A 19274-nucleotide genomic window follows, 5' to 3' on the forward strand; every position below is an offset into this window, starting at 1 on the left:
GCGGCCTTACGACACCAGCTCCCCGATGGAGATCGAGGCGTTGGCGAGCAGGCCGTTCACGTACTGGCTCCACGTGGCCGACTGGCTGCTGGCCTGCTGCGAATACTGCTGGTAGGCCACATAATACGCCGTCATGGCCTGGTCGTAGGTGGCGGAGTCGGCCGAGAAGCTCTGGTCCTTGAGGGCCGCGTAGTACGGGCCGTCCTCGCGGGCCCAGGTGCCCTTGTCGGCATCCCACTCGTCGCCGAGCAAGCCCACGATGTACTTGCCGTAGTCAGCGGTGGCGGCGTCCTCGGAGCCCTCGGCGGGCTCGGCCGGGGTCTCGGGGGCCTGGGCGGAGTCGTCGGAGCCCACGACCTTGTCGTAAAGGCGCTTGACGCCGGCGGACTGGCGCACGACCTCCTTGACCTCGTCCTCGCTCATGCCGTAGGTGGAGGCGAGGCTGGCGTAGTCGTCGGTGCCCAGGGTGTCCTTGGCGTAGGTGGCCATGTCCTCGTCGGAGACCTCGATGCCCTCGGCCTTGACGGCCACGGCGAGCACCTGGTTGCGGGCGTAGTCGAGCACGTTGTCGGCGGAGGGCATGGTGTAGGTGCCGTCGTCCTGCTTGGCGGCGTCCACGCCCGTGGCGGCCTCGAGGGCCTGGCGCGCGGTGATGGCGTGGGTCTGGCCCTGGTAGACGTAGGAGCCCACGGTGCTGTCGAGCTCGCCCTCGGAGAGCGTGGTCTTGCCCGTCACGGCGCCGCCGACGAGGCCGCCGAGCAGGAACTTGCCCACGAGCACGCCGATCACGGCCGCCGCGACGACGCAGACCGCGAACACCGGCACGGTGAAGCGCTTCTCGGCCGGCTTCTTGGGGGCCTTGGGGGCCTTGGCCTTGCCCCCCTTGTCGTCGCCCAGGGGCGGCAGGGCGTCCTTCTTCTTCTCGTCTGCCATGAGACGAATCCCTTCTCCTCGGTCACTTGCATCGATGCAATGCGATGATTTTGACAGGTTCTGTATAGGAAACCAAAAACTCCCTTTAAATGCGAGGGGGAACCACAACCCTACACACGCGACCTGACGGCCTCCGCCACGGCGTGGCCGTACGCGGCGCATCCCACGGCCCCCTCGGCGGAGCCGGTGAGGGCACGGCGGATGTCGGCCGTGACGCTCGTTCCCTCCGCCAGCACCTCGCGCACGGCGTCGCGCACGGCGTCGGCGGCGCCGGGCTCCCCCAGGTGGTCGAGCATCATGGCCGCCGAGAGGATCAGGGCCGTGGGGTTGGCCATGTCCTTGCCGGCGATGTCGGGCGCCGAGCCGTGGGTGGCCTCGAAGATGGCGCACTCGCTGCCGATGTTGGCGCCGGGGGCGAGCCCCAGGCCGCCGATGAGGCCGGCGCAGAGGTCGCTCACGATGTCGCCGTAGAGGTTGGGCAGCACGAGGACGTCGAAGTCCGCCGGATCGCACACGAGGCCCATGCAGCAGGCGTCCACGATGCGGCACTCGAAGGCGATGTCGGGGTAGTCCTCGGCCACGCGCTCGGCCACGTGCATGAACAGGCCGTCGGTGGCCTTCATGATGTTGGCCTTGTGCACGCAGCACACCCTCCTGCGGCCGCGGCTGCGCGCGTACTCGAAGGCGTAGCGCACGATGCGCTCGGAGCCCTCGGGCGAGATGGGCTTGACCGAGATGGCCGAGGAGGGTCTGATGGCTCCGGGCGTGCGCTCGTTCACCGAGGCGATGATGTGCCCCGCCTCGGGGGTGCCGGCCTCGAACTCCACGCCGGCGTAGAGGTCCTCGGTGTTCTCGCGCACCACCACGAGGTCCACGTCGCGGTAGCGGCTGCCGTCCCCGGGCATGGAGAGGCACGGCCGCACGCAGGCGTAGAGGTCGAACGCGCGGCGCAGGGCCACGTTGATGGAGCGGAACCCGGAGCCCACCGGGGTGGCGGTGGGGCCCTTGATGGCGACCTTCGTCTCGGCGACGGCCTCGAGCACCGAGTCGGGCAGCGGCGTGCCGCACTCCTCGTAGACCTGGGCCCCCGCGCGCTCGCGCCTCCAGCGGACGTCGACGCCGGTGGCGGCGACGACCTCCTCCATGGCCGCGGCGATCTCGGGGCCGATGCCGTCCCCGGGGATGAGGGTGACGTCGTGGGTCACGGGACTCTCCTCTCTCTGCTCCGCGGGACCGTCAGCGGTCGGCCTTGGCGGCCTCGACGATCTCCTGGGAGTAGGCCTTGATGTAGGGCAGCGTGGACTTCTCGGCGTCGAACGAGACGCGCTCGGCGAGGGCGTCGCGGACGTCCTTGGGCGCCGGGCCCTGGGCGAACGACACGAGGGCCACGAGCATGTCGCGGTACTCCGGGTCGCCGTGGAAGCACTGGACCGCCTCGTCGAGGACGGGCCACACGCGCTCGGCCTCCTCGGCGCCCCCGAGGCCGGCCTGGACGATGAGGCGGAAGGCGGCGAGGCGCACCATGGAGGAGTCCTCGTCGAAGAGCGACGCCTCGGCGCTCTCCACGGCGGCGGCGCAGGCCTCCTTGTCCACCGCGGCGAGCGAGGTCAGGGCAGAGAGCACCTCCCAGCGGGTCTGGGCCTCGGGGCGCTCGAGGGCGTCGCAGAGCTCCTCGACGTGGGGCGCCACGGCCGCGGGGTCCTCCGCCGCGAGGGCGGCCACCGCGTGGGCGGCGTCCTGGCGGGCGCGCCTGCCGGGGGCGGAGAGGTCCTCGATGAGCTTCTCGATGTCGTTGTCGGCCATGGGTAGGCCCTCCTTTCTGGGCGCCGCGGTTCCGGCGCCCGCGATCTGTCAGCGGCGCTTCTCGGGATCGGAGACCGACATGAGCTCGGGCTCGTCGGACTCCCCCTCACCCTCGGGCCTGCGCCTGGCCCAACCGGTGCCGGTGGAGGCGGTCCTCTTGGGCCGGGGGTGCCGGCCCTTCCTGGTGTTGAGTCCCAGGAAGCGGTCGTGGGTGACCCACGGGCCCACGGCCTCGCCGTAGCCCATCTTGAGGCCGGCGATCACGCCGCCCAGGCAGCCGACGGTGCCGAAGGCGAGCACCGACCAGCCCGTGGCCCAGACGAGGGCCGAGACGAGGATGCCGGCGGCGTAGGCGACGGCGTTGTACTTCCAGTAGGTCTTGCGGTCGGTCACGTCCTCGGCGAGGCGGCTGCCGATCCCGAAGCCCAGCACGATGCCGAAGATGGCGAGCATGAGGCCCACCACCGCCATGGCGAAGCCGTCAGTGCCCATGGCCCTCCCCGGAGCAGCCGCAGCCGTCGTGGCCGTGGTGGTGATGGCCGCAGCAGCCGTCGTGGCCGTCGCCGTGGTGGTGGCCGCCGCAGCAACCGTCGCCGTCGCCCTCGTCGTCCAGGGCCGCGTGGGACCAGTCGAGGCCCGCCGCCGCGGCGTCGGCTTCCTCCTCGTAGAGCACCTCGAGGGCCTGGGTGCCGAGGTCGGCCCCGCCCATGCCCTCCAGGGCGCGGTACAGGGCGCGCACGGTCTCGGCACCGGGGAGCGCAAGCCCCTCGTCGTCGGCGGCCTCGACGGCCAGGCCGAGGTCCTTGGCCATGTGGCACACCTTGAACCCGGGCTTCCAGTCGCCCTCCTCCATCTTGGCGGCGAAGGCCCCGAGGGCGCGGGTGGCGCCCATGCCGGAGCCCACCATCTCGCAAACCTCCCCCACGGGCAGGCCCTGGGCGCGGGCGAACGCCACGGCCTCGCAGGCGCCGACCATGGCGCCCGCCAGCGAGACCTGGTTGCACAGCTTGGCGGCCTGGCCGGCACCGGGGCGGCCGAACCAGAAGATGCGGTTGGAGAAGGCCTCCAGGGCGCCCAGCAGCGGGGCCGCCTGGGCCTCGGTGGCGCCGGCGATGAGGGTGAGGGTGCCCGCCTCGGCCCCCTCCTGGCCCCCGGTGACCGGGCAGTCGAAGGCCGTGACGTCCATGGCCGCGGCGGCCTCGGAGAGCTCCCGTGCGAGCTCCGGGCGCGACGTGGTGAGGTCCACGAGGAACGTGCCCGGCTCGGCGGCGGCCAGGAGGCCGTCGCGGCCCAGGTACACCTCCTCGACGTCCTCCGGCATGCCCACCATGGTGAAGACCGCCTGGGCGCCCTCGCAGGCGGCCGCGGGGGTGGGGGCCCACCGGGCGCCGGCGTCCAGGAGGGGCCGGGCCTTCTCGGGGGTGCGGGTGCACACGGTCACGGCGAAGCCGGCCTCGAGGAGGTGCCGGGCGATGGGGGCACCCATGATGCCGCAGCCCACGAAGCCGATGCGTTCGATCTTTCTCATCCAGTACCTCTCTTGGAAATCGGGCCCCGCCCCCTCGAAGGCGGCGGGGCCGGTCGGGCTCAGCGGTCCTTGGTGCGCCGGCCGCCCACCTTGGAGGCGATGCGCTCCGAGAGCGACCCGTGCTCACGGCGGTCGCGGCCCCAGAAGACGAGGGCCACCATGCCCGGGCCCACATGGCTGCCGATGACCGGCGAGACCGAGCTGCGCACCACGATCATGTCCTCGCAGCCCTTCTCCTTGCGCAGCAGCCCCTCGAGCCAGTCGCCGTCCTTCTCGGCGTCGGCGGTGACGATGCCCACGGGCATGGAGCGCTCGCCGTCGCTCGCGTCGCGGAAGTCCTCCACGATGGCGCGGATGGCCTTCTTGCGGCCGCGGCACATGCGCTTGAAGGTGAGGGCGCCCGACGGGTCGTAGGAGAGCTCCGGCTTGATGTCGAGCTTGCCGCCGAGGCTCGCGGCCGACGCGGGGATGCGGCCGCCGCGGGCCAGGGCGTCGAAGCTGTCGAGGGTGAAGAAGCCGTGGATGAAGTTGCGGGCCTCCTCCACCCAGGCCACGAGGTCGTCGAAGGAGGCGCCGAGGTTGGCCTGGTGCACGGCCTCGATGGCCAGCAGCTGGGCCGCGGCCGAGGGGCAGCGGTTGTCCACGACGGCCAGCCGGAAGCCCGGGTACTCGTCGCGCACCATCTGGGCGGCCTCCTCGGCGGCCCGCACCGACGACGAGAGGGCCTCGGTGAACCCAAGGTAGATGGTGGGCTTGCCCTGCTCGGCGGCGCGCTTGAAGACCTCGTAGTAGTGGCCGGGGGTCACGGCGCTCGTGGTGGGGTAGGTGCCGCGGCGCATGGAGTCGTAGAACTCCTTGGCCGTCACCGACTGGAACAGGTCGTCGGTGCGCTCCTCGCCGTCCACCACGTAGGGGAACCCGATCACCTCGACGTTGAGGGCCTGGGCGATGGCCGGGTCGAAGTCGCCGCACGAGTCGACGATGATGTGTACGTTGTTGCGGCTGCTGCGGAAGCGGCGCACGTGCTCCTCGCGGGCGCGCTCCTCGGCCTCCCGGAGCTCGGCGGCCTGGGTGTCGGCCTCCTTGCGGGCCTGGCGCTCCGCCTCCCTCCTGGCGCGCTCCTCGGCCTTGGCCTGTCCCTTGGTGGGGGCGGTATCAGCGTTGTCGGTGGTCACAGGGCCCTCCCGTTCATAGGCATACAGCGTTTGATTTTACCCGTTGGGCGCCGCCGGGGCGACGGTGGCCGAAGACCCCACACGGATGCGGGCGCCGGCCCCTCGTGGGGTCGGCGCCCGCCGGTGCCGCCGATGATGGCGAGGGGACTCAGCCCTCCCGCTCGTCCTCGGGCTTGAGGATGCCGTAGCCGCCGTTCCTGCGGTGGTAGATCACATGGACGTTGCCGGTGACCATGTCGCGGAAGACGAAGAAGTCGTGGCCCAGGAGGTCTGCCTGGACGAGGGCGTCCTCCTCGGTGAGCTTGGTGTACTCGATGTACTTGGTGCGCACGAGCTCCTCGTCGGCCTCGGCCTCGTCGCCGAGCACCTCCGCCTCCAAAGCGGTGTCGGCCCGGACGGTCTCCATGCCCTCCGCGCGGCCGGCGCGCTGGCGGCGCTCCACGACCTTGGTCTTGTACTTGCGCATGCGGCGCGTGACCATGCGGGCGGCCTCGTCGATGGCGGCGTACATGTCGTCGCCGGCGCTGGAGACGCGGATGACTGTGCCGCGCACGCGCACGGTGACCTCGCAGATGTGCTCGTTGATGCCGCTCTTGTAGTGCTCCACGCGCAGGGCGACGTCGGCGGTGAGGGGCTTGATGTCGAAGACCTTGAGGGCGTCGCCGACCTTCTGCTCGGCGTGGTCACGCAGGGCGTCGGTGACCTGGATCTTGCGTCCATAGACGGTGATTGCCATGGTGGATCCCTTCTCGTAGGTTGCCAGGGTCTTGGCGGCCGGGCCGCCGTGTTGCTGAGGTTCCTATACCCGCTTACTTCTGAAACTCCCGTGAAAACATCGTCGACAGTAGAAGAACACGGCCGACGGGGCCGGTGGGGCGGCGAAGGGTCAGCCGATGGACGTGACGGCGTTGGAGCCGGCCGAGGACCCGTCGCCCGACCCCGGGGACGGCACCGAGGAGGCGCCGTCGGAGCCCGGGTCCGCCATGGGGCCCGAGGCGTCGGCAAGGCCGCCGGACGACGCGAGCTCGATGAGGGAGTCGGCGCCGAGGACGGGCAGGTCGCCCACCCACCGGCTTCGGATGACGCTGAGGACGCCGTTGGACCCCACCGCGTCGAGGGCCTCCTGGACCGCGGCAACCAGGGAGCCGTTGGACGGGTCGACGCCCGCCCCCACGGACCGCGGCACGTCGACGGTGCCGAGGAGGTCGACGGCGGGGTGCTCGAGGGCCACGTAGGCCCCCTCGTAGGCCGAGCACGCCACACAGGCCACCTCGCCCCGCTCCAGGGCCTCGAAGGCCGAGTCGATGTCGTCGTAGGGGCGCCCCGCCGTCGCGAGGAGGTCGACGGAGGCCAGGGCGATCTGGGCCGGGGACCCCTGGACCACGGCCACCCCCCGGCCGAGGACGTCCTGGGCGTCGAAGGGGCCCTGGTCTTCGCCCACGAAGACCCCCACGGCCTCCTCCATGTAGCTGGAGACCACCGACAGGCCGGTGCCGTCCTGGGCGCCCACCCCCAGCACCACGTCGACCCCTTGGGCCGAGGCGTCCTCGACGGAGGGGACGCACACGAGGTCGAGGGAGAGGCCCATCTGCTGGGCGAGGGCCGCGGCCACGTCGACGTCGATGCCCTGGATCGTGCCGTCCGCGGCCTCCATGACATGGGGCGTGCCGGCGCTGGAGAGCACCGCCACCCTCAGCACCCCGTCCCGCTGGATGACGGGGGGCGCGACCGACACCTGGGCCTGGGCCTGGGCGCTGCGCAGGGCCTGGGCCTCGTCCACGGTTGTGGTGACCGGCGCCTGGCATCCGCCGAGGGGGGCCGCCAACACGAGGGCGAGGACGGCCCCAAGGGCCTTGGATCGGGCGGGGGACATGGGCTCCTCCTGTCGTTGTCAAGTACCCGGGTCGTGGGCCCCGGGCCGTCTCTGCCGGCTGACCTGGTCTTCGACCCCACACTCGCGCACGGGGGCTCTCGCTCGGGCGCCGCGGCGCCTTCACTACCCACCCTCTCCCCCGGGGGGCCATGGGGCCCCGCAGACGGTTGACGGGAGGTGCGGCTTACTTCTAGGACGAGCCGTGATCGCCGCCGCGCGCACGCGGCGGCTTACGTGGATCCCTTTGGCCTCGTCTGCCATGGACTAGGGCGCCCTGTGGGTGGCGCCCGCAACCACAGACCCGGCAAAGACGTTAGGAACTATACCATCAGCTGAGCGCTGTCTGATAATCACCACGTGCGGGCCACGGAAACGGCCCACACACCCGCGGCGCCGGCGGCGAGCAGGGCCCGGGCCGCCTCACGCACCGAGGCGCCGGTGGTGACCACGTCGTCCACGAGGAGCAGGCGGCAGCCGGACACGTCCTGGGCGCACGAGAAGGTCCCGGCCACGTTGGCGGCCCGCTCCCCCCTCCCCAGCGAGCGCTGGTCGGCGGCGCGGCCGCGGAAGAGCGCGTCGGCCAGCGGGACGCCCTCCATGGCGGAGAGGCACGCCGCGACGTCGGCCATGGGGTCGAACCCGCGGCGCCGGAACGCCTCGGCCGTGGAGGGCACGAAGCACAGGGCGTCCAGCGAGCCCGGGTCCACGCGGCCGCGGTCCCAGGCCGAGGCCTCGTCGAGCGCGCAGGCGCACGCGGCGGCCAGCACCGGGGCGAGCCGGCGCTCGTGGCCGTCCTTGTAGACCTTGACGAGGCGGGCCGCCGGGCCCTCGAGGGAGAGGGCGGCCACGCAGGCCTCGGTCTCCCAGGGGCCGTCGCACTCGGTGCACACGAGCCAGCCGCCCGGCGCCCCGCACACGGGGCAGCAGCGGCGCTGGTCTATCCAGGGGAGGCGGTGCCTGCAGCGGTCGCAGAGCAGGTTGCCCGGACCGTCGCACCCGGCGCAGCGGGCGGGCCAGAGCAGGTCCCGGGCCAGTTCGGCCGCGCCCGCGAGGCCTGCGGAGACGTCCATGCACACCACCCCCTCGGCAGGTGGGAGGGGGTGGTGTGGATTCTAGCGGAAAAGGGAGGGACGGTCAGCGGGGAAAGAGCCGGGAGGCGTTCTCCCAGAGCGCCGCGTAGGTCTCGCCCGGGTCGGAGACGCCGCGCTCGGCGCGAACGTCGGCGAGGCAGCGGGCCGTGAGGCACACCATGGCCGGCTCGCACTCCAGGCCGCGCAGGGGCACCGGCGCCATGTAGGGGGAGTCGGTCTCGGTGAGCATCTGCCCGAGGGGGCAGGCGCAGGCGGCGTCGCGGATCTCGTCGGAGCGCCTGAAGGTGACGGCGCCGCCGAAGGCCACGAGGCAGCCGCGCTCCACGAAGGGGCGCATCACGGCCGGGTCGCCCGTGTAGCAGTGGAGGTCCACCCCGGCCTCGGGCACCCCCACCTCGTCGAGGACCTCGAGCGCCATGGCGTGGGCGGCGGCCTCCGGGTCGTCGCGGTCGTCCCGGATGTGCAGCTCGCAGGGCACGGCGAGCTCGCGGGCCAGCCGCAGCTGGCGGCAGAAGACGTCCCGCTGCACGTCCACGGGCACGTCGCAGGTGAAGTCGAGGCCTATCTCGCCCACGCCCGCGCAGCGGGGGTCGGCCAGGAGCTCCGAGAGGCTCGCCATGGCCGCGTCGTCTGCCCAGGCGGCACCGTAGGGGTGGATGCCGGCAACCACGCGCACGTTGTCGCAGAGGTCGGGGACGCCGGGAAACGCCGGCGGCGCGGGCCCCTCCGCTGCGGCCGCGGCGAGCAGGGAGCGCGCGCCCTCCACCCACCCGTCGAGGGAGCGGAGGAACGCCCGGGCGTCCGTGGCGTCCTCGGTGGGGTCGGCCGGCACCACGAGGAGGCGCACGCCGGCCAGGGCGGCGCGGGCCACGGCGCGGGCCGGGTCGTGGCCGCGGAAGACCGTGAGGTGGCCGTGGGTGTCGGCCAGGGGCGCGAGGGGGCGCGGCCATGGGCGCGGGCGCCCCTTCTGGTCGCGGAAGAGCTCGCCGTCGTCGAGCAGGTCGTCTATGGCGCTCATGAAGCCTCCTCGAGGGCGAGGGCCAGGCCGACGAAGTCGGCCACGGAGAGGGTCTCGGCACGGCGGGTGCCCGGGATCCCGACGGCGGCGAGGGCCGCGTCGACGGCGTCCTTGTCGAAGCCGCGGGCGCCCATGGAGTTGCGGATGGTCTTGCGGCGCTGGGCGAAGGCGGCGTCCACCACCCCGGCGCAGAGGGCGCGCTGGGCGTCCGTGAGCGGCTCGCCCGTGGCGGGGTCGCAGGGCCGCACGCGGTCCAGGCGCACCACGGAGGAGTCCACGTGCGGGGGAGGCATGAAGTTGGCTGGGCCCACCTCGAAGCGCCCGGTGACCTCCGCGTAGAGCCCCAGCTTGACGGTGTAGGCGCCGTAGGCCTTCGTGCCCGGCACGGCCGAGATGCGGTCGGCCACCTCCTTCTGCACCATGCACACGCAGCGCCCCACGGAGGGCATCTGCTGCAGGGTGTCCAGGATCACCGTGGCCGCCACCTGGTAGGGCAGGTTGGCCACGAGCATGGTGGGGTCCGTGGGCACGCCGGCCAGGCCGAGGGAGGCGGCGGCGCGGCGGAGGTCGTCGGCCCCCACCCGGAGGGCGTCCCCGAGCACGAGGGCGAAGCTGTCGCGCCAGGCGGCGCACGTGGCCCGGAGCACCGGGGCGAGGGAGCGGTCGGCCTCCACGGCCACCACGGCCCCCGCCCGGGGCAGCAGCGCGCAGGTGAGCGTGCCGATGCCCGGACCCACCTCGAAGACCAGGTCGTCGGGGGAGGGCTCGGCAAGGTCGAGGATCCTGCCGATGACGTGGTCGTTCACCAGGAAGTTCTGGCCCAAGCGGTGCTTGGTGGCCAGGCCGTGGGCCTCGAGCACCGCGCGGGTGGCGCCGGGGCTTGCCAGGGGCGAGAAGCTCACTTGCCCCCCTTGGCGGCCTTGGCCTTGTCGCCCTTCTGGGCGGCGCCCTCGGCCACGAGGCGCGGGAACAGCGCGTCGCCCTTGGTCACCGGGGCGCCCTGGGCGAAGCCGCCCCAGGCGCAGACGGCCTTGAGGTCGCGGGTGCCCACCTCGTCCCCGGCGGACAGGCGGCGCAGCACCTCGGCGGAGGTGGTGGGCATGAGCGGGGCGAGCAGGTGGGCCGAGACGCGGATGGCCTCCACGAGCGAGCCGATGACGAAGGCCAGCTCGTCGGCGCGTGCCGGGTCCTTGGCCAGGCTCCAGGGCTCCATGTCCTCGATGTAGTGGTTGGCCGCGTGGACGAGCTCCATGACGGCCGCGGCGCCCTCGTCGTAGGCGAAGCGGTACATGGCCTCGAGGTAGCGGTCCACGAGTCCGGAGGCCACCTGGGAGAGCGGGCTCTCGACGGTGTCCCAGCCCTCAGGCATGGCGGGGGTCCTCCCGTCGAAGTACTTGGCGCTCATGTTGAGCGTGCGGCTCACGAGGTTGCCCCAGGAGTTGGCGAGGTCGGTGTTGTAGACCTGCTCCATGCGGCCCCAGGAGATGCCGCCGTCGGTGCCGGGCTTGACGTCGGTCATGAAGTAGTAGCGGTAGCCGTCCACGCCGAGCAGGTCCACCACGGTGGCGGGCGAGACGACGTTGCCGCGGCTCTTGGACATCTTCTCGGTGGCGCCGGTCTCCTCGTTCTTGACGGTCAGGAAGCCGTGGGCGAAGACCTCCTCGGGCACCGGGAGCCCCGCGGCCATGAGCATGGCGGGCCAGATCACGCAATGGAAGCGGATGATGTCCTTGCCCACGAGGTGCGCCTGGGCGGGCCAGCGGTAGGCGAACTCCCCCTCGTCGGCGCCGTAGCCCACGGCGGTGAGGTAGTTGATGAGGGCGTCGAACCAGACGTAGGTGACGTGGCCGTCATCGAAGGGCAGCTCGATGCCCCAGTCGAAGCTCGTACGGCTGATGGAGAGGTCCTTGAGGCCGCCCTCCACGAAGCTCACGACCTCGTTGCGGCGGATCTCGGGCTCCACGAAGTGCGGGTTGTCGCGGTAGAGCTCGAGCAGGCGGTCCTGGAAGGCGCTGAGCTTGAAGAACCAGCTCTCCTCCTGCACGCGCTGGAGGGGTCTGCCGCAGTCGGGGCAGAGGTGCTCGCCCTCGGTCCCGCGCTCCTCGTCGGCGTGGCGGACCTGGGTGTCGGTGAAGTAGGTCTCCTCGGGCACGCAGTACCAGCCGTCGTAGGAGCCCTTGTAGATGTAGCCGTTGTCCTTGATGGTCGACATGAGGCGCCGGACGGCCTCGGCGTGGCGGGGCTCGGTGGTGCGGATGAAGTCGTCGTTGGTGACGTCGAGCAGCTGGAGGAGCTCCTTGAAGGCGGGCACGAGGGAGTCGCACCACTCCTGCGGGGTCATGCCGTGCTCGGCGGCGGCCTCGGCGACCTTCTCGCCGTGCTCGTCGGTGCCCGTGAGGAACATCACGTTGTGGCCGGTGGCGCGACGCAGGCGCGCCTGGACGTCGGCCAGCACCGAGGTGTAGGAGGTCCCCAGGTGCGGGGCCGCGTTGACGTAGTAGATGGGGGTGGTGATGTAGTACGAGGGCTGCACGGTGTCCATGGGGCGCGTCCGTTCTCGGTGGGGTCCTAAGCTTGTTTCCTCGGGCCATTGTAGCCCGATAGGACCGGCGGGCGCGGCGCCTAGGCCTTGAGGGACACCACGAGGTCGTAGGCAGCCGATCGGGCCAGGCCGCAGCGGCGCGCGACCTCCTTGGCGGCGGCCGAGGGCGACATACCCTGGGCGAGGAGCCCCGAGGCCAGGGCCCGGGGCTCGGGCGCCGCCTCGGCCTCGGGGGCCGGGGCGTCGGCGCCGGGGGACTCGACAACGACCACGCACTCGCCGCGCACGGGGCGCCCCTGGGCCTCCGCCTCGGCGACGGCGGCGGAAAGCTCGGCGGCCGTGCCGCGCAGGCACTCCTCGTGGAGCTTGGTGAGCTCGCGGACAAGGGCGACGCGGCGCCCCGGCATGGCCTCGGCCACGGCCGCGAGGGTGGCGGCGACGCGATGGGGCGACTCGTAGAGCACCACGGCGCCGGGCACGCGGGCGAGGAGGTCGAGGCGCTCGCGGCGGGCGCCGGCCTTCCTCGGCAGGAACCCCTCGAAGAAGAAGTGGGAGCAGTCGAGGCCCGAGGCCGCGACGGCGCAGGTCACGGCGCTGGGGCCGGGGACGACCTCCACGGGGAGGCCGGCGTCGAGCGCGGCGTCCACGAGCCTGCGGCCCGGGTCGCTCACCGCGGGCATGCCGGCGTCGGAGGCAAAGGCCACACGCTGGCCGGAGGAGAGGCGCTCCAGGACGGCGGGCACGCGGGAGGCGATGACGTTCTCGTCGCAGCGCTCCAGGGGACGGCGCAGCCCCATGGCCGAGAGGAGCCGGCCGGTGACGCGGGTGTCCTCGCAGAGCACGACGTCGGCCGCGGCGAGGGTGTCGCGCACGCGGCCGGAGAGGTCGCCCAGGTTGCCGATGGGGGTGCCCACCAGCGAGAGCATGCCGGCGCCGGAGGGCCGGGGGTCGTCCTGGGGCATCAGTCGAACATCCCGCGCTCGAAGGAGGAGAGGGCCACGCGGGCGTCCCAGGCCGAGAGCTTGTTCTCGGTCTTCCACGTCTGGAAGAACCAGCCGGAGGAGTCGCGGAACGCCTGGATCTGGGCCGCGGCGTAGACGCGCTCCATGGCCTTGAGGCCCTCGGGCGTGGGGGTGCCGGCACCCACGGGCAGGGAGCTCGACCACTCCCCCACCACCACGGGCAGGCGGCTGCGGCGGGCGCGGGCGATGGCGTCGGAGGAGCGCTCCACCAGGCGGCGCGTGCCGGAGGGGCCGGAGGCGTCCACGACGTCGTTGTAGTGGTAGAGGTGCAGGTCCAGCCACACGTTGCGGTAGCGGGACTGGGCCATGAAGAGGTTCCACATGTCGGGGCGGCCGGCGCAGGAGAACACCACCACGGGATGGTCGCCGGCGCGGTCGCGCACGGCCTCGTAGCAGTCGCGGTAGAAGTTGCGGAGCATGTGCATGGGCACGCCGGGCGTGACCGAGAGGCCGCGGCGGCGCTGGGCCACGGGCTCGTCGAGGGGCTCGATGCCGATGAGGCAGTCGCGCTCGGCGTAGCGCTCGGCGAGGCGGGCCACGACCTCGATGACCGGGTCGCGCAGGGTGGAGCCCATGGCGATGACGTTGCTCAGGGCCTCGGGGTCGTCGTCCCCGCCGGGCATGGCGGCGAGCACGAGCAGCACCTGCAGGCCGGCGGCCTCGGCCCAGGTGAAGGCGCGGTCCACGTACTCGATGCAGCCCTCGTCCACACCGGGCATGGGGCCGTCCTTGCCGAAGACCGTCCAGGGCACGGGGATGCGCACGGCGTTGTAGCCGCGGTCGGCGATCTGGCGGAAGTCGCGCTCGCCGATGAAGGTGGAGCGGTGGCCGGCCACGACCTCCACATAGCGGTCGTGCCCGAGGGCGGCCTCGAGGCCCTTCTCGTCGAAGGCCCCCGACGAGGCGAACAGGGACGGGGTTACCCAGGGCTCGAGCACCAGCCAACCGGCGAGGTTGACCCCGTGCAGCATCGCGTGATCCACCGGCAGATCCTCCTTGCAGGGCGCGTACGTCGACGTTCTCCACGCTATCATTCCCAGGCCGGGAAAGACCTTTCAATCGCGTCAGGATGGTGCAACTTTCCCGGATCGCGCCACCGTGGTGCAGGGAAAGGCCGATAAGGCCGAAACCTGCACCACCGTGGTGCCCTTCCGGCCAAGCCGACCGGATGCCTTGTCGCGGACGAAAAAGCGGGCAGCCGGTGAGACCGACTGCCCGCGAACATGTGGTGGCGGGGAAGGGAGTCGAACCCCTGACACGCGGATTTTCAGTCCGCTGCTCTACCAACTGAGCTACCCAGCCAAAAGCGCCTCAAGCGCCCGATAACTATAACACGTCACCTCCTGGGGTCAAGCAGCTCGAGCGAAAACCTCGCGCCACATATCTCGAGCACGCTTCCCGGCAGCCACGGCATGGAGTCCACGACCTCCTCCCCGTCCAGCGTGGCGGGGTGTGTGGCCCCCGCGTCGTGGACGAGCACCATGCCCTCGTCGGGCGCCACGACCACGTGGCGGCGCGACACCGAGGCGTCCTTGAGCACCACGTCGTTGTCGGACGCCCGGCCGATGGAGAGGCCGCCGACCGGGAGCGCCACGGGCGCCCTCATGCCGCGCCACTCCATCACCAGGCCCCAGCGCGGGCTGCGCGCGACCTCGGACAGGTCGCCCGTCTCGTCGGCCTCGTCCACCTCGGCGTCGGCCGGGTCGAAGTCGTCGTAGAGCGGGCCGTCCCACTCGGCGGGGAGCCCGGCCAGCGGTCCCTCCACGGCCCACCGCAGGTCGAGCCCCGCGCCGTACGCGGCCGTCTCGGCCGGCGGGTACGGCATCCCCGCCGCAGGCACCGCCGCGCCGAAGCGGTGGAGGCACCCGTAGCACACGTCCATGTCCTCGAAGGCGGCGGCGCCGCACTGCGGGCACACCTTGACGCCCGGCACGCCGCACCCGTGGGCGCCCCCGCCATGGCAGTGCCCCTGTCCCTGGGCGCAACCGCCCTCGACCACCGTCATGTTCATGACCCTCTCCTATCTCTCGGGGCCTCCCGGCCCGTTTGAACGCACAGACTCACGCCGTCACCCTCCCCGGGCCACGGGGCGTCCGCCGCGACCCGCTCCAGCGCCCAGGCGGCCCCGGGGCACGACACCGCCCGCCACGGGGGCACGGCCCTCCTCGACAGGGCCACGGTGCCGTCCGGCCCCACGAACGCCATGTCCACTGGGCTCCCCATGCCCGCCGTGTGGAGCGACCGGCACGCGAGGAACGCCAGCACCGGACACACACCCGGAGGGAAGTCCCCCATGAGCCCGACGAGCCGCTCCCGGAAGCCGCCCACGACGAGGGCGTCGAGCGACCGCTCCCCTCCCGGGCCACGCACGCGCACCTCGGCCGGCACCACGTCAGACACCTCCCGCGAGCGTCCCGATGTCCACCACCAGGGAGCGCTCGTGGACAAGCAGCGCCGGCGCGGTCCAGGCGGCCCCGGCCACGGAGAACGTCGACGGCCGGGGCCGGAACCCCATGGAGCACACGAAGCGCACGCGCCCCGGCGAGAGCGCGGGCAGGAGGCCGTCCTCCTCGGGGTCGAGGCGCTCCACACGGACGTCGACCTCGAGGCCGGGGTCGCCCATGGCCTCCTCCACGGCCTCCCTGACCTGCCGGACGGCGGACGACGCGTCCTGCTCGTCGGCCGGCGCGACGCCGTGGGCGAGCACCATGTCGGGGGCCACGCGGTCGAACCGGGCGCACCGCTCGATGTAGACGCCCAGGTTCACGGCGACGAGGGCGCAGGCCAGCACCACCGGCACCACGCAGGCAAGCTCCACCACGGCCTGGCCGCGCTCCTCCCGGAGGAGCCGTGCCGCCCGGCCGGTCACGACGCGCCTCCCAGGAGGGTGGACAGGCGCACCTTGACGGGGATCTTGAGCGGGAGCCCCGGGACCGAGAGCTCGCCGAGGTCCACCTCGGTCTCGCCCGCGACGTCCGCCACCTGGCGCCCGAAGGCCGCGAGCATCTCGGCCGGCGTGCCGTCGGCCGGCAGCGCCTGGATGCCCTGGCGGATCCGCGCCGCGTCGGTGGAGCCGTCCTTGTCGAGCACCTCCTGGGTGTGGCAGAGCACGGGCTTGCGGAGCCGGAGGTCCGCCGGCTCGAGCCCGGCCGCGGCCACGACCTGCGAGAGCCTGTCCCCCAGCCACCGGGCCACGCCGCCGGCCCCCACGGCGTCGAGGCCGTCGAAGAGCCGCCCGGCGGCGTCGGCCACCGCACCGTAGGCGTCGCCGTACCCCTCGATCAGCTGCCCCCAGAGCGCGGTGACCCCGCCGAGCACGCCTGCCACACCCCCTCCCGAACCCCCCGACGCCCCGTCGAAGAACCGTTTGAGCATCCCGGACCGCTCTGTGTCGTCGGGGGCGAGCGTGGCCGCGGCCATGGCGACCCGACCCGGCAGCGAGGCCTCCCCGGCAAAGGGGCCCGCGAGCCCCGACGGCACGGCCGAGCCCGCCGCGGCGACCACCCCGATGCAGCCGTAGGCGCCCGGCGGGCAGAGCCTGGGCCGCGCCACGGCGAGCTGGGCGAGCGCGCGCTCGAAGAGGTCGGCCCCGCCCTCCGCCACCTCGCGGAGGCGTCCGTCCAGCTCCGCACAGGCGTTTCTCGCCGGCTCCCAGGCCTCGGCGGCGTCGCAGACCAGGCGCCAGTAGTGCTCGAAGCCGCTCGACGTGTTGGTGGAGGCGGACGCCACCCGCGACAGCGAGACCAGACCCATGTCGCAGTCCGGGCACACCTGCCACCCGCCTGCCTCCGCCTGGGCCACGGTGGCATCGTCCATGCGCTGCCCCCGGGCGCCGGGGCACCCGTCGAAGGCATGGAGCCTCGGCGAGCCGCCCTCCGACGTGCAGGGCCAGCGGACGGCGTCGAACAGGTCGCTCGCCCGGGTGGTCGCCGCGTCGTGGGCGAGGCGGGGCAGCCGCACCGTGACCGTGCCGTCGGCGTTCTCGCGGTACTCGCCGGACCGGACCTCCGCCAGCGCGTAGGCGTAGTAGGCGCGGCGCCGGGCGGAGTCGGCCCGGGCGGCCGCACCGTCGCCGTCGGGCGTCTCCGCGGCGAGGCGGGCCGCGTAGTAGGCCCGCGCCCGGAGCAGCGGGACCCCGAAGTTCCACCCCTCCACATGGAGGTGGCGAGGGTTCGCGCCGGCCGGCAGCCCCGCGAGCGAGGAGGCCCTCCCCCAGAGGCACGACGGGGCGTCCACGCAGTCCGCCCGCCAGCCGGCCTCCAGGGCGGCGTCGGCCTCCCGGCGGCGCTCGGCGGCCTCGTCCGAAAGCCCCGCGGCGTCGTCCGCGGCCCCGGCCAGCGCGGCGTCGTCGACGTCGCCCACCTGCGTCCACACAGAGCGGGACTCCGCGGGGAACGCCAGCGCCACGCCCGCGTAGCGCACCGACCCGGCGCCGTTGGCCTCCACCGTGGCCCAGCCGTTGGAGGCCACGGCGGCGGGCAGGGCGGCCTCGAGGGCCTTGAGCCCCTCGGACGCCGACGACGCGAGCTCCCTGCGCCCCTGGAGGATGGAGCGCCCGGCGTCCGCGATGGAGACGCCGGCCGCCCCCATGCCCGGGACGAGGCCGGTGACGATGCCGGCGCCCAGCACGGTGAGCCCGCAGACGCCCAGGGAGAGCACGGTCGCGTCCACCACCTGGGCCACCGTGGAGAAGGCGCGCACGGCCCTCGCCCCTGACAGCGCGCAGGCGTCGGCCACGGCCTGCGCGTCGGCGGACCGGGCCGCCACCCACTGCACCTGCGCCAGCGAGAAGACGAGGGCCAGGCTCACGAGCAGGGCGCACGCGACGGCGACCGAGGTGTGGCCGCCCTCGTCGTCCACGAAGGCGGAGACGCCCCACCGCAGGCCGCCCTCACGACCAGATCGAGACCCAATCTGCATAGGAACCCCCCAACCACGACGGACGGACCCGCTCCCTCGCCTCCACCGAGACCTCGATGAGACGCCCTCCCGTAAGCGCGCGCACGACGGGGCCGAACAGCGGCAGCGGCGCCACCGCGCCCTCGACGCGCACCGCGACCTCGGCCGTGCGCGCGCCGGAGAGCTCCACCTCCCAGTCCCCCTCGTGGAAGATCCCGACGGCCGGCACCGCCGCCAGACGCCGCAGCACGAAGGCCCGGACGTCGTCCTCCGACGAGGACGGGGCCGTGGCGAGGAGGCGCGCGCCCTCGCAGGCGGCCGAGGCCATGACCGAGCGGGTGTACAGGATGCAGAGGGGCTGGGCGAGCAGGGCCACGCAGAACAGGACGCAGGGCAGCGTCACGGCCGCCTCCACCGTGGACTGGCCGCGCTCCTCCGCGAGGGCGCGCGCCGTCCCGGGGCCCCGCTCAGTAGAGCAGGACGTCCTGAAGCGCGGACACCGTGCCCGCGCCCAGCCCGTGGGACGCCGCCCTGGCGGCGATGTCCGCCGCCGCCCCCTGGCCGAGGAACCGCCAGAGCGCCGCGAGGGCCACCGCCATGGCCAGGAACGCCCCGAGCACGAGGGCGTACTCCACCGTCGACTGCCCGCGCTCCTCCGCGAGGGGCGGCCGCCCGCCGCGCTCAGCCACAGAGCCCCTCCCATCGGTCCACCCCCAACGTCAGACGGCTCACCACCGACGTGCCCCCGGCCGTCTCGGACACCACGCAGACCACCACCTCGTCGGCGCCCTGGGCCACGCAGCCCCACACGTTCCCGAGGAGGTCGAGGTAGCCGCCGTGCACGAGGGAGAACCCGCGGTCGCGGAGCCCCTCGAGCTCGTCCCCGGCGGCGTCGGCGAGACCCGACGGCACCTCCTCGCTCTCCCACGGGACGTCGTCGGCCGCCTCGAGCGCGGCCGCCACGGAGGGCTCCGCCGTCCCGGAAGAGCCCGCGTCGGGCACCCCTCCCGTCTGCGGCACGCCCCCGGACCCGGCGCCGCCGCCGGCCTCGCCCGCCGCGCCCTCTGTCGCCGCGCCCTCTGTCGCCGCGCCGTCCACCCGGGGCGCCGCGGCGACCCAGAGGCAGCCGGCGATCAGGGCCGCGAGGACGGCCGTCAGAGCGAGTTGATGCCTTGGGCGATGGAGTTCCACAGCTCCTCGACCCTCCCCCTGAACGCGATGACCGCGACGATGGCGATGAGGACGAGGACGCCCACGAGGATGGCGTACTCCGTCGTCCCCTGGCCGCGCTCCTCGGCGGCCGCCCCCGCGGCCCCGCGCACCCACGCCCCGACCCCGCACGCCACCGTCACCAGCAGATCCCTCACCATGTCGACCCCTTTCCACACGA

General features: G+C 73.3%; 22 protein-coding genes and 1 tRNA gene. All 23 read right to left on the reverse strand.

Features of this window, described 5'->3' with window-relative positions:
* Window positions 1-6: 6 nt before the first annotated feature.
* On the reverse strand, window positions 7-933 hold the full coding sequence (locus NFR49_RS04390; RefSeq protein WP_251158429.1) for a SurA N-terminal domain-containing protein: 927 nt from the start codon (window positions 931-933) through the stop codon (window positions 7-9).
* 110 nt (window positions 934-1043) lie between these two features.
* The gene (locus tag NFR49_RS04395) at window positions 1044-2138 is read right to left on the reverse strand and encodes an isocitrate/isopropylmalate dehydrogenase family protein (protein ID WP_251158430.1); all 1095 of its coding nucleotides are present in this window, start codon (window positions 2136-2138) and stop codon (window positions 1044-1046) included.
* Between the two features lie 31 nt (window positions 2139-2169).
* Window positions 2170-2736, reverse strand: coding sequence for a hypothetical protein (locus tag NFR49_RS04400; protein ID WP_251158431.1), 567 nt, complete (start codon window positions 2734-2736; stop codon window positions 2170-2172).
* Window positions 2737-2784: 48 nt separating this feature from the next.
* Window positions 2785-3228: a hypothetical protein gene (locus NFR49_RS04405; RefSeq protein WP_251158432.1), complete on the reverse strand. Its 444-nt coding sequence runs from the start codon at window positions 3226-3228 to the stop codon at window positions 2785-2787.
* Complete coding sequence (locus tag NFR49_RS04410; RefSeq protein ID WP_251158433.1) at window positions 3218-4264, reverse strand: NAD(P)-dependent oxidoreductase; 1047 nt, start codon at window positions 4262-4264, stop codon at window positions 3218-3220. The genes NFR49_RS04405 and NFR49_RS04410 overlap by 11 nt, the downstream gene beginning before the upstream one ends.
* Window positions 4265-4323: 59 nt before the next feature.
* Window positions 4324-5439 carry a DegV family protein gene (locus NFR49_RS04415; protein WP_338032523.1) on the reverse strand — a complete coding sequence of 372 codons (1116 nt, stop codon included), beginning with the start codon at window positions 5437-5439 and terminating at the stop codon, window positions 4324-4326.
* Window positions 5440-5587: 148 nt separating this feature from the next.
* Window positions 5588-6175, reverse strand: a complete 588-nt coding sequence (gene hpf / locus NFR49_RS04420; RefSeq protein WP_251158434.1) for a ribosome hibernation-promoting factor, HPF/YfiA family — start codon at window positions 6173-6175, stop codon at window positions 5588-5590.
* Window positions 6176-6325: 150 nt separating this feature from the next.
* Window positions 6326-7312 carry a substrate-binding periplasmic protein gene (locus NFR49_RS04425; protein WP_251158435.1) on the reverse strand — a complete coding sequence of 329 codons (987 nt, stop codon included), beginning with the start codon at window positions 7310-7312 and terminating at the stop codon, window positions 6326-6328.
* 350 nt (window positions 7313-7662) lie between these two features.
* A complete protein-coding gene (locus tag NFR49_RS04430) occupies window positions 7663-8382 on the reverse strand; it encodes a ComF family protein (protein ID WP_251158436.1) in 720 nt (239 codons plus the stop codon).
* Between the two features lie 64 nt (window positions 8383-8446).
* Window positions 8447-9421, reverse strand: a complete 975-nt coding sequence (locus NFR49_RS04435) for a TatD family hydrolase (RefSeq protein ID WP_251158437.1) — start codon at window positions 9419-9421, stop codon at window positions 8447-8449.
* The gene (gene rsmA / locus NFR49_RS04440; protein ID WP_135978320.1) at window positions 9418-10323 is read right to left on the reverse strand and encodes a 16S rRNA (adenine(1518)-N(6)/adenine(1519)-N(6))-dimethyltransferase RsmA; all 906 of its coding nucleotides are present in this window, start codon (window positions 10321-10323) and stop codon (window positions 9418-9420) included. The genes NFR49_RS04435 and rsmA overlap by 4 nt, the downstream gene beginning before the upstream one ends.
* A complete protein-coding gene (gene metG / locus NFR49_RS04445) occupies window positions 10320-11963 on the reverse strand; it encodes a methionine--tRNA ligase (protein WP_251158438.1) in 1644 nt (547 codons plus the stop codon). The genes rsmA and metG overlap by 4 nt, the downstream gene beginning before the upstream one ends.
* Before the next feature lie 80 nt (window positions 11964-12043).
* The gene (rsmI, locus tag NFR49_RS04450) at window positions 12044-12925 is read right to left on the reverse strand and encodes a 16S rRNA (cytidine(1402)-2'-O)-methyltransferase (protein WP_251158439.1); all 882 of its coding nucleotides are present in this window, start codon (window positions 12923-12925) and stop codon (window positions 12044-12046) included.
* Window positions 12925-13968, reverse strand: coding sequence for a glycoside hydrolase family 5 protein (locus NFR49_RS04455; protein WP_251158440.1), 1044 nt, complete (start codon window positions 13966-13968; stop codon window positions 12925-12927). The genes rsmI and NFR49_RS04455 overlap by 1 nt, the downstream gene beginning before the upstream one ends.
* 243 nt (window positions 13969-14211) lie before the next feature.
* Window positions 14212-14287, reverse strand: a tRNA-Phe gene (locus NFR49_RS04460).
* A 34-nt stretch (window positions 14288-14321) separates the two neighbouring features.
* Complete coding sequence (locus NFR49_RS04465; RefSeq protein ID WP_251158441.1) at window positions 14322-14996, reverse strand: FHA domain-containing protein; 675 nt, start codon at window positions 14994-14996, stop codon at window positions 14322-14324.
* A complete protein-coding gene (locus NFR49_RS04470; RefSeq protein WP_251158442.1) occupies window positions 14993-15376 on the reverse strand; it encodes a DUF192 domain-containing protein in 384 nt (127 codons plus the stop codon). Before NFR49_RS04470 ends, NFR49_RS04465 begins: the two co-directional genes overlap by 4 nt.
* A 1-nt stretch (window position 15377) precedes the next feature.
* Window positions 15378-15854: a TadE/TadG family type IV pilus assembly protein gene (locus NFR49_RS04475; RefSeq protein WP_251158443.1), complete on the reverse strand. Its 477-nt coding sequence runs from the start codon at window positions 15852-15854 to the stop codon at window positions 15378-15380.
* A complete protein-coding gene (locus NFR49_RS04480; protein WP_251158444.1) occupies window positions 15851-17905 on the reverse strand; it encodes a hypothetical protein in 2055 nt (684 codons plus the stop codon). Before NFR49_RS04480 ends, NFR49_RS04475 begins: the two co-directional genes overlap by 4 nt.
* A complete protein-coding gene (locus NFR49_RS04485; RefSeq protein ID WP_251158445.1) occupies window positions 17877-18287 on the reverse strand; it encodes a pilus assembly protein in 411 nt (136 codons plus the stop codon). The genes NFR49_RS04480 and NFR49_RS04485 overlap by 29 nt, the downstream gene beginning before the upstream one ends.
* Window positions 18288-18351: 64 nt before the next feature.
* On the reverse strand, window positions 18352-18573 hold the full coding sequence (locus tag NFR49_RS04490) for a hypothetical protein (protein ID WP_251158446.1): 222 nt from the start codon (window positions 18571-18573) through the stop codon (window positions 18352-18354).
* Window positions 18566-19075 (reverse strand): hypothetical protein, encoded by a 510-nt coding sequence (locus NFR49_RS04495; RefSeq protein WP_251158447.1) that lies wholly within the window; start codon window positions 19073-19075, stop codon window positions 18566-18568. Before NFR49_RS04495 ends, NFR49_RS04490 begins: the two co-directional genes overlap by 8 nt.
* A complete protein-coding gene (locus tag NFR49_RS04500; protein WP_251158448.1) occupies window positions 19039-19254 on the reverse strand; it encodes a hypothetical protein in 216 nt (71 codons plus the stop codon). The genes NFR49_RS04495 and NFR49_RS04500 overlap by 37 nt, the downstream gene beginning before the upstream one ends.
* Window positions 19255-19274 lie beyond the last annotated feature (20 nt).

The sequence above is a fragment of the Caniella muris genome (genome assembly GCF_943193035.1).
In the GTDB taxonomy this organism is placed as follows: domain Bacteria; phylum Actinomycetota; class Coriobacteriia; order Coriobacteriales; family Atopobiaceae; genus Granulimonas; species Granulimonas faecalis.

What these genes read in the sequence shown, in the direction of transcription:
- NFR49_RS04390 (WP_251158429.1), bottom strand. Translation starts at nt 933, where the DNA reads ATGGCAGACGAGAAGAAGAAGGACGCCCTGCCGCCCCTGGGCGACGAC.
- NFR49_RS04400 (WP_251158431.1), bottom strand. Translation starts at nt 2,736, where the DNA reads ATGGCCGACAACGACATCGAGAAGCTCATCGAGGACCTCTCCGCCCCC.
- NFR49_RS04405 (WP_251158432.1), bottom strand. Translation starts at nt 3,228, where the DNA reads ATGGGCACTGACGGCTTCGCCATGGCGGTGGTGGGCCTCATGCTCGCC.
- NFR49_RS04410 (WP_251158433.1), bottom strand. Translation starts at nt 4,264, where the DNA reads ATGAGAAAGATCGAACGCATCGGCTTCGTGGGCTGCGGCATCATGGGT.
- hpf (WP_251158434.1), bottom strand. Translation starts at nt 6,175, where the DNA reads ATGGCAATCACCGTCTATGGACGCAAGATCCAGGTCACCGACGCCCTG.
- NFR49_RS04425 (WP_251158435.1), bottom strand. Translation starts at nt 7,312, where the DNA reads ATGTCCCCCGCCCGATCCAAGGCCCTTGGGGCCGTCCTCGCCCTCGTG.
- NFR49_RS04430 (WP_251158436.1), bottom strand. Translation starts at nt 8,382, where the DNA reads ATGGACGTCTCCGCAGGCCTCGCGGGCGCGGCCGAACTGGCCCGGGAC.
- NFR49_RS04435 (WP_251158437.1), bottom strand. Translation starts at nt 9,421, where the DNA reads ATGAGCGCCATAGACGACCTGCTCGACGACGGCGAGCTCTTCCGCGAC.
- metG (WP_251158438.1), bottom strand. Translation starts at nt 11,963, where the DNA reads ATGGACACCGTGCAGCCCTCGTACTACATCACCACCCCCATCTACTAC.
- rsmI (WP_251158439.1), bottom strand. Translation starts at nt 12,925, where the DNA reads ATGCCCCAGGACGACCCCCGGCCCTCCGGCGCCGGCATGCTCTCGCTG.
- NFR49_RS04465 (WP_251158441.1), bottom strand. Translation starts at nt 14,996, where the DNA reads ATGAACATGACGGTGGTCGAGGGCGGTTGCGCCCAGGGACAGGGGCAC.
- NFR49_RS04480 (WP_251158444.1), bottom strand. Translation starts at nt 17,905, where the DNA reads ATGCAGATTGGGTCTCGATCTGGTCGTGAGGGCGGCCTGCGGTGGGGC.
- NFR49_RS04500 (WP_251158448.1), bottom strand. Translation starts at nt 19,254, where the DNA reads ATGGTGAGGGATCTGCTGGTGACGGTGGCGTGCGGGGTCGGGGCGTGG.